A 14,916-nucleotide genomic window follows, 5' to 3' on the forward strand; every position below is an offset into this window, starting at 1 on the left:
ACGGACGAAAGATGCCGGCGACGCTACGGTTCATGCTTGCCGCACGGCGCAGCGAATTGCTGGGCCTGGAGGACCTCACCACCACCTGCGAGCTGGTCACGCGCCTGAGCCGTCTGATCCATGCGCTGCAGAAGGAACGCGGCTACTCGAATGTCTACCTGAGCGGCGGCGCCTCGAAGCATGCCGGCCAGCTGGACAGCCTCAGCCTCGAGGCTGACGCCCTGCACCTCCAGGTCTCACAGGCGCTGGAAAAGATCGAACAGGACGCCAGCGGCGCGGACAAGACCCGCCTGTTCACCCGCATCGCCTACGCGCTGCACGCCCTGGATGATTTGCCCCGCCTGCGACGACGCGTTCGCGATCACGACATTGGCATGCAAGCGGCCACCCACGCCATGACCCGTCTGATTGGCGGCCTGCTGGCGGTGATCTTCGAGGCTGCCGACACCGCCAGCAACCCGGAAGTGACGCGCAGCCTGGTGGCGCTGTTCAATTTCATGCAGGGCAAGGAACTGGCTGGCCAGGAGCGCGCCCTTGGCGTGCACGGTTTCGCCAGCGGCTGCTTCAGCGAGCAGATGCTGGTGCAGTGGGAACAGGTACTGGACCACCAGGCACGCTGTTCCAGACATTTTCGCGCTGCGCCTGCCCGGCGGCTCTCGCGCTCTGGCACGCCCTGAGCAACAGCGAGGCCCAGGCGCAGGCGTATCGCCTGCGGGACGTCGTGCGACGCGCCCATGCCGGCGCACCGGTGGACGCTTCACTCTGTGATATCTGGTTCGAGCTGCAGACGGCACGCATCGACGCAATGAAAACCGTCGAGGCCCGCCTGGAGCTTGATCTGCAAGAGCGCTGCCAGCAGAGCATCGCATGCATACGCCGCGACCTGCACGACCACCGTCGCCTGCTGGACGACCTGGTCGACATGCACGCCGCCATGGAACAGACAAAGCTGTTCACGGTACAGCGCAATGACCCGCAGCACGACGGCATGACCACCCTGGTGTCCCGCACGACCCTCGAACTGCTGCAAGCGCAGACCCAACGCCTGCAGGAAACCCAGCAGCAATTGCGCGAGGCCCGGCAGTCCCTGGACGAACGCCGGCTGATCGAACAGGCCAAGCAGCTGCTGATCCATCGACACAAGCTCGACGAAGGCGAGGCCTACGCCATGCTGCGGCAGTCAGCCATGCGCCACAGCCAATGCATCGAGGATGTCGCACGACGCCTGCTGGCAACCGCGGGTCGGGTCCAGGCACAGCGTTAGCGATCAAGCGGCGTCATTCAGGGGCCATCGTGCGATCGTGCGACAGCAGGGTTATGCTTGCGCATCACTCGAACAGGTGCCCGGCCCTATGCCCGTCTATGTCGAAACCCTTACCGACCCCAGCCCGCAGGATCGCATCGACCTGGCGAAGATCTACGCCGACGCGCCGAACTGGTTACTCGCCCCGCACGCTGACGCCGACGCGCTGATCACCCACGCCGTGGCCGATGGCAGCCTGATCGCCGGCCGCTTCAATGACCGCCTCCTGGGCGCGGCGCTGCTGCGCCAGGGCGGCGACCATTGGCAGCTTTCGCACCTGTGCGTGCGCAAGGTCACGCGTCGCCGCGGCGTTGGCCGCCGTCTGCTCGAAGAGAGCCAGCGCCTGGCGGGTGAGGCCGGCAAACCCCTGCGTCTGGCCGCCCCGGCTGGGCAGCTCGATGCTCAGGCGCTGGCCGCCCGCACGCACCTGCCGCTGGACCGGCTATAGGCCACCGCCAACGCGCCATCGCATCGCCGGAACCGCCGCCTTGCCGACGACTCCAACACGCACCGCGCCGCCCGGCCAAGCTGCGGCGCTATACTCGCTGCCTTTCAGAACGCCAAACACAAGGACTCGTCCATGAAAGCGCTCGGCAAGATCCTGGGCCTGGTAATCCTCGGGTTGCTGCTGCTCCTCGTCGCGTTGGGCTTCGCGCTCACCCACCTGTTCGATCCCAACGACTACAAGGATGAAATCCGCGAACTGGCCCGTGACAAGGCCGGCCTCGAACTGAACATCGCGGGCGATATCGGCTGGAGCCTGTTTCCCTGGCTCGGCCTTGAGCTGCACGAAACCACCCTCGCCAGCGTCGAGACGCCCGACCAGCCCTTCGCCGACCTGCGCATGCTCGGCCTGTCGGTCCGTGTGATGCCGCTGCTGCGCCGCGAGGTGCAGATGAGCGACATCACCGTGAACGGCTTGAACCTGATGCTCGCGCGCGACGAACAGGGCCGCGGCAACTGGGAAGGGATCGGCCGCTCCGCCGTCGCCAACGAGCCGGAGCAGGCGCCGAGCAACGAGCCAGCCGAAGCACCCGCCGAGACAGCCGAAACATCGGACGCACGCCCACTGCGCCTGGATATCGACAGCCTGACCGTGACCGACGCCCGTGTCGCCTACCACGATGCCCGCACCGGTCAGCAGCTCAGCGCCGAAGGCATCGAGCTGACCACCGGCGCCATCCGCGAAGGCAGCCCCATCCCGCTCAAGCTCAATGCCTTCTTCGGCAGCAACAAGCCGGTCATGCGCGCGCGCACCGAACTGCAGGGCACGTTGCGCTTCGACAACCGCCTGCAGCGCTACCAGCTCGAAGACATGCGCCTGAGCGGCGAAGCCTCGGGTGAGCCGCTGCAGGGCAAGACGCTCAACTTCAGCGCACAGGGCCAGCTGCTCGCCGACCTCGCCGCCGACGTCGCCGAATGGACCAGCCTCAAGTTCACCGCCAACCAGGTGCGCGGGCTCGGCGAGCTCAAGGCCCGAGACCTGCAGGACCAGCTCAAGGTCGCCGGCACCCTGTCGATCGCGGCCTTCAACCTGCGCGAGTTCCTCGAAGGCATTGGCCAGCCGTTACCGGCGATGGCCGACGGCACTGCCCTGAGCAAGGCCGAGCTGGTCACCCGCGTTGCCGCGACGCCGACCAGCCTCATGCTGGAAGAAATGGACCTGCAGCTCGACGACAGTCGCTTCACCGGCCAGGCCGGTATCAGCGATTTTGCGCGCCAGGCCGTGCGCCTCGACCTCAAGGGCGACCGGCTGAACCTCGATCGCTACCTGCCGCCCACGGCGCCGGACGATTCGGCCGGCGCCGCCCGGCGCAGCGAAGTCGAGGCCACCGAGGCGGTCGTGGTCGGCAGCGGCACCACACCGCTGCCCGACAAACCCACGCAGCACGCCTGGAGCGAATCCCGGGTGCTGCCCATCGACACGCTGCGACGGCTGGATACGCGGCTGAACCTGAGCGTGGCCAACCTCACCGCAAAGAAGCTGCCGTTGGAAAATGTGACCCTCAGCGCCCGCAGCGCCGGCGGCCAACTGACGCTCGAGACACTGCGCGCCGACCTGTATAACGGCCGTGTCGAAGGCTCGGCGAAGCTTGACGTGCGCCAGGCCCTGCCACAGCTCAACCTGCAGAGCCGCCTGGTCCACGTTCCTGTCGAGCGTCTGCTGCAAAGCCTCGACGAGAAGGTGACCGTCAAGGGGCTGGTCAATCTGGACGGAGACTTCCGCACCCAGGGCAACAGTCAGAAAGACTGGATCGACAATCTCAACGGCAAGGCCGGTTTCATCATCGATAACGGCGTGCTCGTCGACGCCAACCTCGAGCAGCAGGTCTGCCGCGCCATCGCCACCCTGAACCGCAAGGCGCTCAGCGGCGAACCCCGCGGCAAGGACACCCCGTTCCGTGAACTCAGGGGCAACCTGGTCGTCAGCAACGGCGTTGCCAGCAACCGTGATCTCAAGGCAAGCATTCCGGGTCTGACGGTCAACGGCGAAGGCGACATCGACCTGCGCGTGCTGGGTATGGACTACCGTGTCGGTATCCTCGTCGAAGGCGACAAGGGCGCCATGCCCGATCCGGCATGCGAAGTGAACGAACGCTACGTCGGCATCGAATGGCCACTGCGCTGCCGCGGTCCGCTGGAGCTGGGTGCCAAGGCATGTCGCTTCGACAATGACCGCCTGGGCAAGATCGCCGCGCGGCTCGCTGGCGAGAAACTCAACCAGACGATCGAAGAAAAGCTCGGCGACAAGGTCAGTCCGGAGCTGAAAGACGCCCTCAAGGGCCTGTTCAACCGATGATCGCCGAACCCATGAGCCCCGAGCAGTTCAGCGATGCCATCCTCGATTGGTACGACCGTCACGGCCGCAAGGACCTGCCCTGGCAGCGAGGCATCACGCCCTACCGTGTCTGGGTCTCGGAGATCATGCTGCAACAGACCCAGGTCAGTACCGTGCTCGGCTATTTCGACCGCTTCATGCAGGCGCTGCCGACCGTCCAGGCGCTCGCCGCCGCGCCGGAAGACGAAGTGCTCCACCTGTGGACCGGGCTCGGCTATTACAGCCGCGCGCGCAACCTGCACAAGACTGCCCAGCTGGTCGTTGCCGAGCATGGCGGCGAGTTTCCAAGAGACGTCGAGCAACTGGCCGAACTGCCCGGCATCGGTCGCTCGACCGCCGGCGCGATCGCCAGCCTCAGCATGGACCTGCGCGCGCCCATCCTCGATGGCAACGTCAAGCGCGTCCTGGCCCGATACGTGGCACAGCCGGGCTACCCCGGCGAGCCGAAGGTCGCCCGGCAGCTCTGGGACGTGGCCGAGCGTTTCACACCACACCGACGCGTCAATCATTACACCCAGGCGATGATGGATCTGGGCGCGACGCTCTGCACACGGAGCAAACCGAGCTGCCTGCTCTGCCCGCTGCGCTCGGGCTGTCGCGCCCATCTGCTGGGCCGCGAGACGGATTTTCCCGTGCCGAAACCACGCAAGGCGTTGCCACAGAAGCGCACGCTGATGCCGCTGCTGGCCAACCGGGACGGCGCCATCTTGCTCTACCGCCGCCCGTCCACCGGTCTGTGGGGCGGTCTCTGGAGCCTGCCCGAGCTCGACGAGCTGAGCGCCCTCGGCACGCTCGCCGAGCGCCACGCCCTGCGCCTGCAGGAACCTCAGCAATTGCCTGAACTCACCCATACCTTCAGCCATTTCCAGCTCGCTATCGAGCCCTGGCTGGTCCGTGTCGAGAGCGCCGCCGATGCCGTGGCCGAGCCCGACTGGCTCTGGTATAACCTCGCCACCCCGCCGCGGCTGGGGCTCGCCGCCCCGGTAAAGACGCTGCTCAAGCGCGCCGCCGCCGAACTGAATGCAGGAGAGATGTCATGACCCGCACCGTGAACTGCCGCAAGTACAAAGAAGAACTCCCCGGTCTGGACCGCCCGCCCTACCCCGGGCCAAAAGGCGAGGACATTTACAACAACGTCTCGAAACAGGCCTGGGAAGACTGGCAGAAGCACCAGACCATGCTCATCAACGAGCGGCGTTTGAACATGATGAACGCCGAGGACCGCAAGTTCCTGCAGGCTGAAATGGACAAGTTCCTCTCCGGCGAGGACTACGCCCAGGCCGAAGGCTACGTACCGCCGAGCGAGTGATGGCATCGGCGGATGACCAGAACGGGCCCGGATTCGCTAAGCGCCCGTTCTGGCTAAATATTTTCCCGGCCGCGCTTGACAGGCAAAAGCCAAATCCGTCTAATAGCGCCCCGTTGCCCAGGTAGCTCAGTCGGTAGAGCAGGGGATTGAAAATCCCCGTGTCGGCGGTTCGATTCCGTCCCTGGGCACCACCATTACGTCAAAAAGGCTCACCCAGAAGGGTGGGCCTTTTTGCTTTGGGGCGATCCATTGCTGCGCGCCGGCATATAGCCGGTAGGCAGACAAACGCTGGTAGCCCTGGCGGGCCTGGAGAAGATGATGCTGCCGAAAAAAAACCAACCCCCAGCCTACTTCACGCGCCACGGGGAGACCTTCATTGGCGACTCGAGAGATTTATTGGCGGCTCAGCCAGATGGTAGCGTCAACCTCGTGATGACCAGCCCGCCTTTCGCACTACAGCGGCAGAAGGAGTACGGGAACCTAGCAGAAAGAGAATATGTGGACTGGTTTCTAGGGTTTGCCAAGATAGTTCATCAAAAGCTACGCGATGACGGTAGCTTTGTTGTGGACTTTGGTGGTGCCTATATGAAGGGGACGCCCACACGCAGCCTATACAACTTTCGCGTATTGATCCGAATGATCGACGAACTGGGCTTCCACTTGGCTGAAGAGTTTTACTGGTTTAATCCTTCAAAGCTGCCAAGCCCTATCGAGTGGGTTAACAAGCGAAAGATTCGTGTCAAAGATTCTGTGAACACAGTGTGGTGGTTCAGCAAGACGGAGTGGCCGAAAGCAGATGTGACGAAGGTACTAGCGCCGTATAGTGAAAGAATGAAAAAGCTTATAGAGGACCCAGAGAAATTCTACACACCGAAGATGCGCCCTTCAGGACATGATATTGGCAAAAGCTTCGGAAAGGATAACGGCGGCGCAATTCCTCCGAATCTCATCCAGATCCCCAATACTGAGTCTAATGGCCTATATCTCGCCGGCTGTAAAACGGTAGGAATAAAAGGGCACCCCGCTCGCTTCCCCGCAAAACTGCCAGAGTTTTTTGTCAAAATGCTAACGGACCCTGGCGACCTTGTTGTAGATATCTTTGGCGGCTCCAATACGACCGGCCAGGTTTCCGAAGCAGAAGGACGACGCTGGCTTACTTTTGAAGCCCTACCTGAATACGTCGCCGCCTCATCCTTTCGGTTTTTACCAAAAGGCACTACGCCCGAAAGCATGAAAGATGTTTACAACCAGATAGTGTCCGGAAAATCTGTAGACCTGGAACACTACCGCGCACAAGCCGAACTATCGCTAACTTCATGAAGCTTCTTTTTACCTATGACAATCGAGAGGACGGCGAGGCCGCACTCGCAATATTAGCCGGACCCAAACGACTAGCCAGCGAACGTGATGGGGCAAACACCGTCTATAACTTATTCGGCCAGCCTACTTGGGTTAATTTCTATAAGCTCGGACTGTACGATCTTCAGGAGCTCAGAGACATTGTAGAAGCTCGACGAAAAGGGCTCGTGACCGATGCATCAAGGCATAGCAGCATACTCGAGACTGTGAAGTATGTAGCGAAGCAGAATGCACTGGAGATCCCAGACCATTGGCGGTAATGCATTTTCCCCTGAGTGCTACCTGAGCAAAACCCATACCGGATTCCAGAAATCAGACTTTCGGCACGAGCTGACGCACCAGCCGCCCAGACCTTGGATCTGGGAGATACCCCCGCCGCGCAACATGACCAAGCACATCAGCTAAGTCGATACTGGCAAGATTCACGCCGCTATGCATCGCAGCCCGCAGCACTTCTAGATACACGTGAGACGTGGTAGATCCATCTAGGTTATCGATTGCCTCAACGGCTTTTTGGATTAAGCGCTCCGGCTCAAAGGTATCCACAAGCGCTGTCGCAGGCGCCCCCGTCTTCTTTCGAAAAGTTACGATAAGATCCAAAGTAGCTACACTCTCTCGACCTGAGGCAAGGCCTTTTATGCTTCGTTGACCTTTGTCGAGAACACATATCGATTCTGGTTTCTCGGTGAAACCAGACTCCCAAAAAGCGCGCTGCGCTACGGCCCAAATTTCGCCTTTGCTATTACCGAAAACGACAGAAAGCACTCCGTTCGGCTTCAAAATTCTGCGCGCCTCCCGAAACGCCTCGGTTAGCATTCGCTCATAGCCTAGCTTCGCTTCCTCTCTGTCTGCTTTAGTCCCACCGGTCTTTACCACTGCTTCTAAGTCAACATTGGTGAACGTACCACCTAGCCAACATTCCTGAAATAGATTCATATCCGCGTAGAAAATATTACTTCCGAATGGCGGATCCGTGAATATGTAGTCTACCGACTCACTCGCGATATGGGCCAAATTGGATGCAGACTGGGTAATGTATTTTTGCTTAGCATTTCCAACCACGCCTGTTGCAATGAACTTGTCTGATTTGATCGCCGCCCCTACCTTGCGCGTGAAGAGATCATATACATTCCATTCGTAAAATATAGGTGCAATGTAATATGTTTGATTAGCGGCATTTAAGGGCGCCTTATGGCTCCACTGATAACGCTTTGAAGCACGCGGAAGTATGGCCGTAAATACAAAGAGTAGTTTCTTACGAATCGATTCATCGCCTATCGAATTTATTCGTGTCCACAAGTCGTACAATACAGCAGAGTTTCGCTGTGAAAAAAAAGCGCGAGTGTCAGTAAGACCCCATTTTTCGAGCGCGGATCTCCGGTACATTTCTCGCTCCGGAGAGATTCTCGCGCCCGGGATGAGCCTGCGAAAGTCAGCCCTATCGGCATTAATAAGCTGGTGTAGGTCATACTCCGACACCATCTGCTCCGTTTGCTTACCCTGCTCACCCCATACGACTACTAAGGCGGGCTCCTCTCCCAAAACCTCAGCACCTCGCTTCGCAAATTGATGCCCGCAGGAGGCACACCGAGTCTCGCGACTATCCCAACCTGCAGCCCGAAGTAGCGCGTAGTAGTTGACGACAGCGTCACACGCTTGGCAGCGGTATAAAAACGTCCATACTGTCCGAATACTCTCTACCTCAGCGCCATCAGAGGCACGAATAGTGCGGTAGAAATGCCCTACAGCTTCACGGGACTCGGCCACGATTCGAGCAGCCACGCGAGCTAACTCATCGGACGGAACATCAAGCAAGTACCCTTCGCCAATATGGCGGCCAAGCCTCGATATATCGCTCACGACAGCGTTACGGCCACACATCTTGGCCGCCACAGCAGTCATGCCAGAGCCAGCGAACATGTCAACAACCAAGCCACCAGGCTGGGTGTAAGCCTTGATGAAAGGCATGACCGCGGCAACAGGGACCTTCGTTAGATACCCATGCATGTTATAGACAGGATCTGTTCGTGGCGTGATCAGCAACTCATTGACTGCATTCAAGTGTTACTCCTTGTTTTTTAAGCTTTTTTTTGTACTGATACTGATATGCGACGCTGAATCAGCTCTTGATATAGCCATAGTAGTTCTTGATATAACCAGTACACAAGCACTATGAATTGCTATGGAATGCTCCTGCCAATCACATCAGGAGCGAGTAGATGGACCACTCGAAAGAATTGCTAGAAAGAATCGGTCGCAACATCCGAAAGTTACGTCTCGACAAGGGCTGGACCCAAGAGGCCTTCGCTGAGGCAGCCCAGATCTCCGACAAGGAGGTAACTCACATCGAGACAGGGCGGCGCAACGTTACGATCGAGACGCTAGTCTCGCTAGCCGGCGCCCTTGACGTGACCCCTGGCAGCCTTATGGAGAAAGATTTCACTGAGACAAACCCGGTGGAAACGCTGAACCACATCTTCCAGTACATCCGTGAGTATCAAAATATCGCCAAAGCTTACGGCATAAACGACGTCTTCCAGGACAACGGCGGTAAATTGCTTCAAGTGCTAACAGTCACGGGCCTTCATAACATGCCCGGCCGGGAGGGAAATGACGCTAAAGACGGAGATGGGCGGGAGTATGAACTGAAATCGATTAACGTAAGCCTGACTCGCGGCTTTTCAACCCATCACCACATGAACCCCACAATCATTGCGAAGTACCGAAATGTCGACTGGGTTTTTGCAGTATACGAAGGCATTGAGCTTCGAGAAATCTATCTTCTTACACCTGAACACCTAGAGCCCTTCTACAAAAAATGGGAATCGCAATGGCACGAGAAGGGGGGCAAGGACATTAACAACCCGAAAATCCCTCTCTCTTACGTACGCGCTGCTGGAAAGTTAGTTTATCAGGAACCAGAGAATGGGAAGTTCTATGCTGTGGATATTTGCGAGGTAGTCCGTCAGGCCGAAAAATCACGCCAGGTAAACCCTACCCCTGCAGAAGCTTATCCCGCCTAAGACTGGTTATACGGGACACTTATCGAGAGTGTCCCGACCAAGCGACGACGGCCAAGTTAGGGGGGGGGGGCAGCAGTGGTCAAACTTCACTACAAGGATGACAGTACGTTCTTAAAGTACCTGACTATGTCTTTGGTTGGGGAAGTGGCTGCCATAGAAATGATGAAGGCGTATGGCCACAGTTTTGTATTCGACGGATACGGGGCCGGCACGACTGAGGTATTTAAGGAAGTCTTTCATAAGAGAAAACGAACACCTGACTTGATATGCATCGCCTGCGGACAGAAGCTAGAAGTTAGAGCAAAGAGTAGGCTGAAGATTGCGATGTCACATTCATCGGCACGCCCCTTTGATCGCGAGCTTCGTGCAGAAGATTGGGTTGGTTTTGTGCGGGTGGTATTACGTAGCCCTCATCTGAACGAAACTGACCCCTCAAGTTACCGACCTCCCACGGAAATGTATGTGATTAGCGTAGCCGAGCTTAGCGGGAAAAAAGACGTCGCGATGGCCTCCATACCGAAATCTAAAGAAATGGGACTGGAGAAGTTTCTCGTGTGGCCTACTCTACTGTCCCCGGTAACAGGAAACATCAAGGAGCTGACCCGCGAACCAAGTCGAGTTCACATAGCAGCCGACGGGGGCAATCTAGTTATAGCGAAACCACCTGCAGGCTCATATTTATACAATGGGATAGGGATTGGGAGTCGCGTCACTGCAAAGGAAACCCTGATATGCGGAATCGCTCGGACGCTTCGGTCAAGTGAGCTACGATGCCCAACGCGGGTCCTTGAATAGGCTCTGAAATGCGATGTACGCATTAGGGCGTGGAACACTCTGGTCTGAAGCGAAGCGCCTGCACAGTTTGCGGTTCGGGCGCTCCTATGAACTGACCGTTGATGCCGCTTCATTCGTCCGTTCTAGCAGCTTGATTAACAGCCGCAGTAACGAAATCCGCTACCGCCTGGCTTGCTCGTCGAAGACCACTATCAGCCAAGTGAGCATATCGCTGAGTCATTTGAGCGGAGCTGTGGCCTAGCAATCCTTGGACTTGGTACAACGTGGCACCTGCGTTGACCGCTAAGCTAGCGAACGAATGCCTAAGGTCGTGAATTCGAAGGTGCTCCACGCCTGCCGAATCAAGAATTCGACCGAACGCTTTTCTCGGATTATTGAGCGGCTTGTCGCCGTCCCGGCCAGGAAAGACCCACGACGACTTGCCCCGGCTCGGAAGCGAAGCAAGGAGGTCCTTCACCACCTCGCTGAGCGCTACATAGCGGCCACGGCCCGCTTTGGTTATCGGAAGCCACCACTGGCCAGCGTCTAGGTCTACATGCTCCCAGCGGGCCTGTAGTGCCTCCTCACGGCGCGTCCCGGTTAGCAGCAAGAGCTTCAGCGCAGCGACGGCAGTCTTATTCGCTTCGCCATCCATCGCCTGAAATATGCGCGCTATCTCGTCGCTTGTAAGGAATCGCTGATGCTGGTTCAGCTCCCGAAAGGGCTTGATGCCGGCGGCTGGGTTTTTGTCGATACGCTCCCATTCCACGGCTTTTCGAAAGATTGCGCTTAACAGCGCAAGATGCCGATTGGCGGTGGCGGCGGTGTGACTGGCCTTCATCGAAGCGTGATGCAGCTGGACATCCCTGACGCCGATATCGCATAGACGAAGTGAGCCGAAGCGAGGCTTCAGATGGATACGCACCTTCGATTCATCGTTTCGAAACGATTTCTTGGCCTGGGCGGCGTACGGCGCATATTCGCCATCCCAGAATTCAGCAAATGTCGGCATGGCCTTCATACGATCAACGCGGTCTTGCGGATCGCCGCCTCGGTCGACGACAGCACGCATCTCAAGCGCAATCTTCCGGGCCTCGCTGACCAAAATGGCCGGGAACGTACCGATGCGAGCGCAGCGCTTCCGTCCTCCTACCAGTTGGTAGCGGAAGGCGAAGGACTTGTTGCCGTTGGTACCAACGACTGCGCGGAGGCCGATAACTGTGGCATCCGAATATTCCGCAGATCTTGAGGCGGAGCTGGGGTCATGAGACGGGAGTTGCTTGATCAGACGGTCAGTGAATACGAACTTCTTTAGGGTCATAGGGGCCTCGAATGCCTGAAAAAACAAAGCCGCCACCGGCTTCGGACCGGGGCGGCTTAACAGGGCGGGGGCGATATGCCGAGCCGCTATCGGTTTGTTCAGAAACTCACTTTTTTTGAAAAGTGAGCCGGGGACAATCAGCTACTCACCTCGGCGAAACCCGATGCGAGCGAACAAAAACTCTCTTACCGCTCCACGTCGCCGAAATCCCCGTGTCGCGAGACCGAGCGCGAACCATTCCACGTCTATGAGCTAGACGTAGATGGGGCTACGGTTCGCACCGCGTGTAATGGGAGGACGGGGCCTAACCGCGAGCGGTCCCTTGCCGGTCCCCCAGACCGAAATCGGGCGAAAGCAGCGGTTAAAGGGGTCTTTGAACGCACCGGGACGAGCGAGAGGAACCCACTAGGAAGAGAGAACGTGTGCTCGGCATAGCGCTAGGAGAGTAGGATCTGTATAGGGCTCGTCTGGAACGATGATTACCGCACCGAAGCCGCTGTCGTTGAGAATGTAGACAATCTCGTAACAGCTCCCCCCGCCGGCCCCACCTGGATGGTATTCGAGCCACTCCCAGCGAGGAATGAAGCCCTCCTCGCCGAATACACAATCCTCAAACCAGCTCTCCCTCAGAGCACAACCAGACACCCGTTCAATTTGGTCAATATCGTCACCCCGCTCAGCGATGACGAAGAAACCATGCACGTCTGGATCGTAGGGTTGATCCTCGGAAAGGTTGATCAAGTGCTGCTGAAGCAGCCGTTTGATAAGGCTAGGCGGAAAATCTGTGAGCTGGCGGGGGTCACGAATTACTATCATCGCTTTCCTCGCTCGTTCCGCCGGTCACCGTCGTGAAGGCGTTGGTTATAACTGGATTTTGTCCATCTGCTCCCGATGCCGCACCGGTACTAGCACGGCTTGCTCGGCGAGGCTTGGCGCTCTTCGCGGGGGCAGTGTCGGCAGGTAAGGTGGCGGGCCCTACCACTTTGCCTAGAGCTGGAGCGTACGGCTCGCCCTCCAAGGCAAGTAGCTGTTCTTTCCAACCAGACCAATCATTAATAAGCACATGCTGGTTAGCATTTTCTGCGTCAGGCTCCAGCAGCCCTTCGGCATGAAGCACAGCTACGAGGAAGCCCGCATTGTTGACCGACCGACTAACGAAACATTGCCGAAATTGCTTCGAGGATACGGACCCAGACGCGCCGGAACGCTTAGCTGCGGCCTCAACCTGATCAAAGGGGACAATTTCTTTCGAATACCAACCGCCACCTTGATTGCCGACAAGCACGACGAACAGATCGCAGTGCTTGGCGTCAGTGAGGATTCGGTAACTAACTTTGCCTGTTGCGTATTTGCCAGTCTTGGTGGCCTCGGCATGCTTCAGTGACAAATGGACTATTGCTTCATCCATACATAACTCTCCCTGACAGACGTCGGAAAAGAAAAGCCCCTAAGGCCGGATGGCCTTAGGGGCTAATTATTAACAACGGAACCTCTCGTCAATCGGTGCTAGCCGATCGACACCTTAAGCTTGATGCTGCGCTGGGTAGCTACATAAGCCAGCACGGGAACGAGGACAGCCGCAAGCGGGCTGGTCGAAACAGCGGGTATGGCAGCAAAACGCAATGCCTGGGGCAGAAAGGAAGTAAGCACATAACGCTCCTTGGTGAGATACGTAGTAACCCGAAGGCAACAGCCATCGGCGATGCAGCGGTCGTAGACCAAGAGGAGGATATGTAACTAGGGGGACCAACTATTACGGCAACGGAAGCGAAAGACGGCAGGGTGACAAACTGATCGGTTTTATATGGACCCGCCTTACCGCAAGAGAGACGTAACGACACTCAGAGCTGACTCACCACAGGAAGCAATGGTTTGTCTGTTCCAGGCTCTGTCAGGATGACATGGGCAGCCCGGCCGGGGAGCCGCCACACTCGAACAAGCTGAGCATCCTGGAGGCTACGGAGATTGGCATAGCAAGCGTCACGGGAGATGCTCCACTTGGCTAGGGTTCGACGAGTTAGGGAAACCCCCGCGCTGTTTCTGGTCGCAGCCAACCAAGCAAGCGCGACTGCCAGGTGAAGGGCTTTACCTCGGAGCGCAGCAGCCTGAACCAGCCAATCGAAATGGACGGCCTGAGGCGGGGGGGGCGAAACGACATTAAACGCGGCGGGCATACCAGCTCCAGAAGTGGGTGGGAGACAATCATCTGTTGCGGACAGGGGAGGCTGCGCGCCTCCCCTGTCGTAAAAGCACTGCCAAGCGATGCTTGCGGCAGAGTGCTGTTTACACATACAGTGTCGTGCCCTATCAAAAAGTCTGGCGCGACGCCTAGCTTGACTTGGTCAGATTCGCGCCCATTTACCAATAGCTATCCTAAGCAGACGAAAGGAGGGCGTATGGCATATTCAGCACTCGCGGTTGCGAACGCCTTCATCAGGCGAGCCCAGGAAAATAAGTTACCAGGGCTGACACCAATGAAACTTCAAAAGTTACTTTTTTATGTACAGTCTTGGTACTACAAGTACCGTAACCAGCCACTTTTCGATGATGTATTCACTAGGTGGACTTACGGGCCAGTAATTCCTTCCATATACCATGAGTTCAAGGGATATGGCGCTTCAGAAATTAAGGCGCCAGGCTCAACAATAGTCCCCCGCCCCACCAGGGAAAATCCATTTGCCTACGAAGTAGTAGTGCCAGAAATAAATTGGAATGACGAAGAGGCGGTTAGCTTCATTGATGAAGCGATCAGGGTCTACGGGCCAATTTCAGGCTGGCAGTTGTCACAGATGACCCATCAACCAGGAACAGCTTGGGCTATTAGCGGCCCCCCTGATGGAGGGCCGATTTCCCTACAGACCATGGCTGAAAATATTCACCCGGGGAATGCTTGAACAATGCCAGCAACTCAAGTGCCCTCCTTTACAGTTCCGGAAGGTGCGATCCCAAAGTCACCTGAGGCGGGCATTCCGACTCAATTAGAGGATG

General features: G+C 57.9%; 11 protein-coding genes, 1 tRNA gene and 1 pseudogene. 10 read left to right on the forward strand and 3 right to left on the reverse strand.

Going from position 1 to position 14,916, the window contains the following annotated elements; all coding sequences use genetic code 11:
- Positions 1-32: 32 nt before the first annotated feature.
- The 8 genes and pseudogenes from MST27_RS22500 to MST27_RS02020 form a co-directional block, all read left to right on the forward strand.
- Positions 33-781: pseudogene (locus MST27_RS22500) on the forward strand (nitrate- and nitrite sensing domain-containing protein); the annotation flags it as partial.
- 207 nt (positions 782-988) lie between these two features.
- On the forward strand, positions 989-1,264 hold the full coding sequence (locus tag MST27_RS22505) for an ANTAR domain-containing response regulator (RefSeq protein WP_338052416.1): 276 nt from the start codon (positions 989-991) through the stop codon (positions 1,262-1,264).
- A gap of 88 nt (positions 1,265-1,352) precedes the next feature.
- On the forward strand, positions 1,353-1,751 hold the full coding sequence (gene panM, locus MST27_RS01995; RefSeq protein WP_243604329.1) for an aspartate 1-decarboxylase autocleavage activator PanM: 399 nt from the start codon (positions 1,353-1,355) through the stop codon (positions 1,749-1,751).
- A gap of 132 nt (positions 1,752-1,883) precedes the next feature.
- On the forward strand, positions 1,884-4,103 hold the full coding sequence (locus MST27_RS02000) for an AsmA family protein (RefSeq protein ID WP_243604330.1): 2,220 nt from the start codon (positions 1,884-1,886) through the stop codon (positions 4,101-4,103).
- Positions 4,104-4,114: 11 nt separating this feature from the next.
- A complete protein-coding gene (mutY, locus tag MST27_RS02005; RefSeq protein ID WP_243604528.1) occupies positions 4,115-5,182 on the forward strand; it encodes an A/G-specific adenine glycosylase in 1,068 nt (355 codons plus the stop codon).
- Positions 5,179-5,451 carry an oxidative damage protection protein gene (locus MST27_RS02010; RefSeq protein WP_243604331.1) on the forward strand — a complete coding sequence of 91 codons (273 nt, stop codon included), beginning with the start codon at positions 5,179-5,181 and terminating at the stop codon, positions 5,449-5,451. Before mutY ends, MST27_RS02010 begins: the two co-directional genes overlap by 4 nt.
- A 115-nt stretch (positions 5,452-5,566) precedes the next feature.
- Positions 5,567-5,642: transfer RNA gene (locus MST27_RS02015), tRNA-Phe, on the forward strand.
- A 127-nt stretch (positions 5,643-5,769) separates the two neighbouring features.
- Positions 5,770-6,771, forward strand: a complete 1,002-nt coding sequence (locus MST27_RS02020; RefSeq protein ID WP_243604332.1) for a DNA-methyltransferase — start codon at positions 5,770-5,772, stop codon at positions 6,769-6,771.
- 351 nt (positions 6,772-7,122) lie between these two features.
- Here MST27_RS02020 and MST27_RS02025 read toward each other — a convergent pair whose 3' ends face one another.
- A complete protein-coding gene (locus MST27_RS02025; protein ID WP_243604333.1) occupies positions 7,123-8,871 on the reverse strand; it encodes a DNA methyltransferase in 1,749 nt (582 codons plus the stop codon).
- A gap of 158 nt (positions 8,872-9,029) precedes the next feature.
- On the opposite strand from MST27_RS02025, the gene MST27_RS02030 reads away from it, so the two are divergent.
- Positions 9,030-9,833, forward strand: a complete 804-nt coding sequence (locus tag MST27_RS02030; RefSeq protein ID WP_243604334.1) for a helix-turn-helix domain-containing protein — start codon at positions 9,030-9,032, stop codon at positions 9,831-9,833.
- Between the two features lie 904 nt (positions 9,834-10,737).
- Here MST27_RS02030 and MST27_RS02035 read toward each other — a convergent pair.
- Positions 10,738-11,928 carry a tyrosine-type recombinase/integrase gene (locus MST27_RS02035; protein ID WP_243604335.1) on the reverse strand — a complete coding sequence of 397 codons (1,191 nt, stop codon included), beginning with the start codon at positions 11,926-11,928 and terminating at the stop codon, positions 10,738-10,740.
- A gap of 799 nt (positions 11,929-12,727) precedes the next feature.
- Positions 12,728-13,336 carry a hypothetical protein gene (locus MST27_RS02040; protein ID WP_243604336.1) on the reverse strand — a complete coding sequence of 203 codons (609 nt, stop codon included), beginning with the start codon at positions 13,334-13,336 and terminating at the stop codon, positions 12,728-12,730.
- A 988-nt stretch (positions 13,337-14,324) separates the two neighbouring features.
- On the opposite strand from MST27_RS02040, the gene MST27_RS02045 reads away from it, so the two are divergent.
- Positions 14,325-14,822, forward strand: coding sequence for a Panacea domain-containing protein (locus MST27_RS02045; RefSeq protein ID WP_243604337.1), 498 nt, complete (start codon positions 14,325-14,327; stop codon positions 14,820-14,822).
- The last annotated feature ends 94 nt before the right edge of the window (positions 14,823-14,916 follow it).

Source organism: Stutzerimonas marianensis (assembly GCF_022810315.1).
Classification (GTDB): domain Bacteria; phylum Pseudomonadota; class Gammaproteobacteria; order Pseudomonadales; family Pseudomonadaceae; genus Stutzerimonas; species Stutzerimonas marianensis.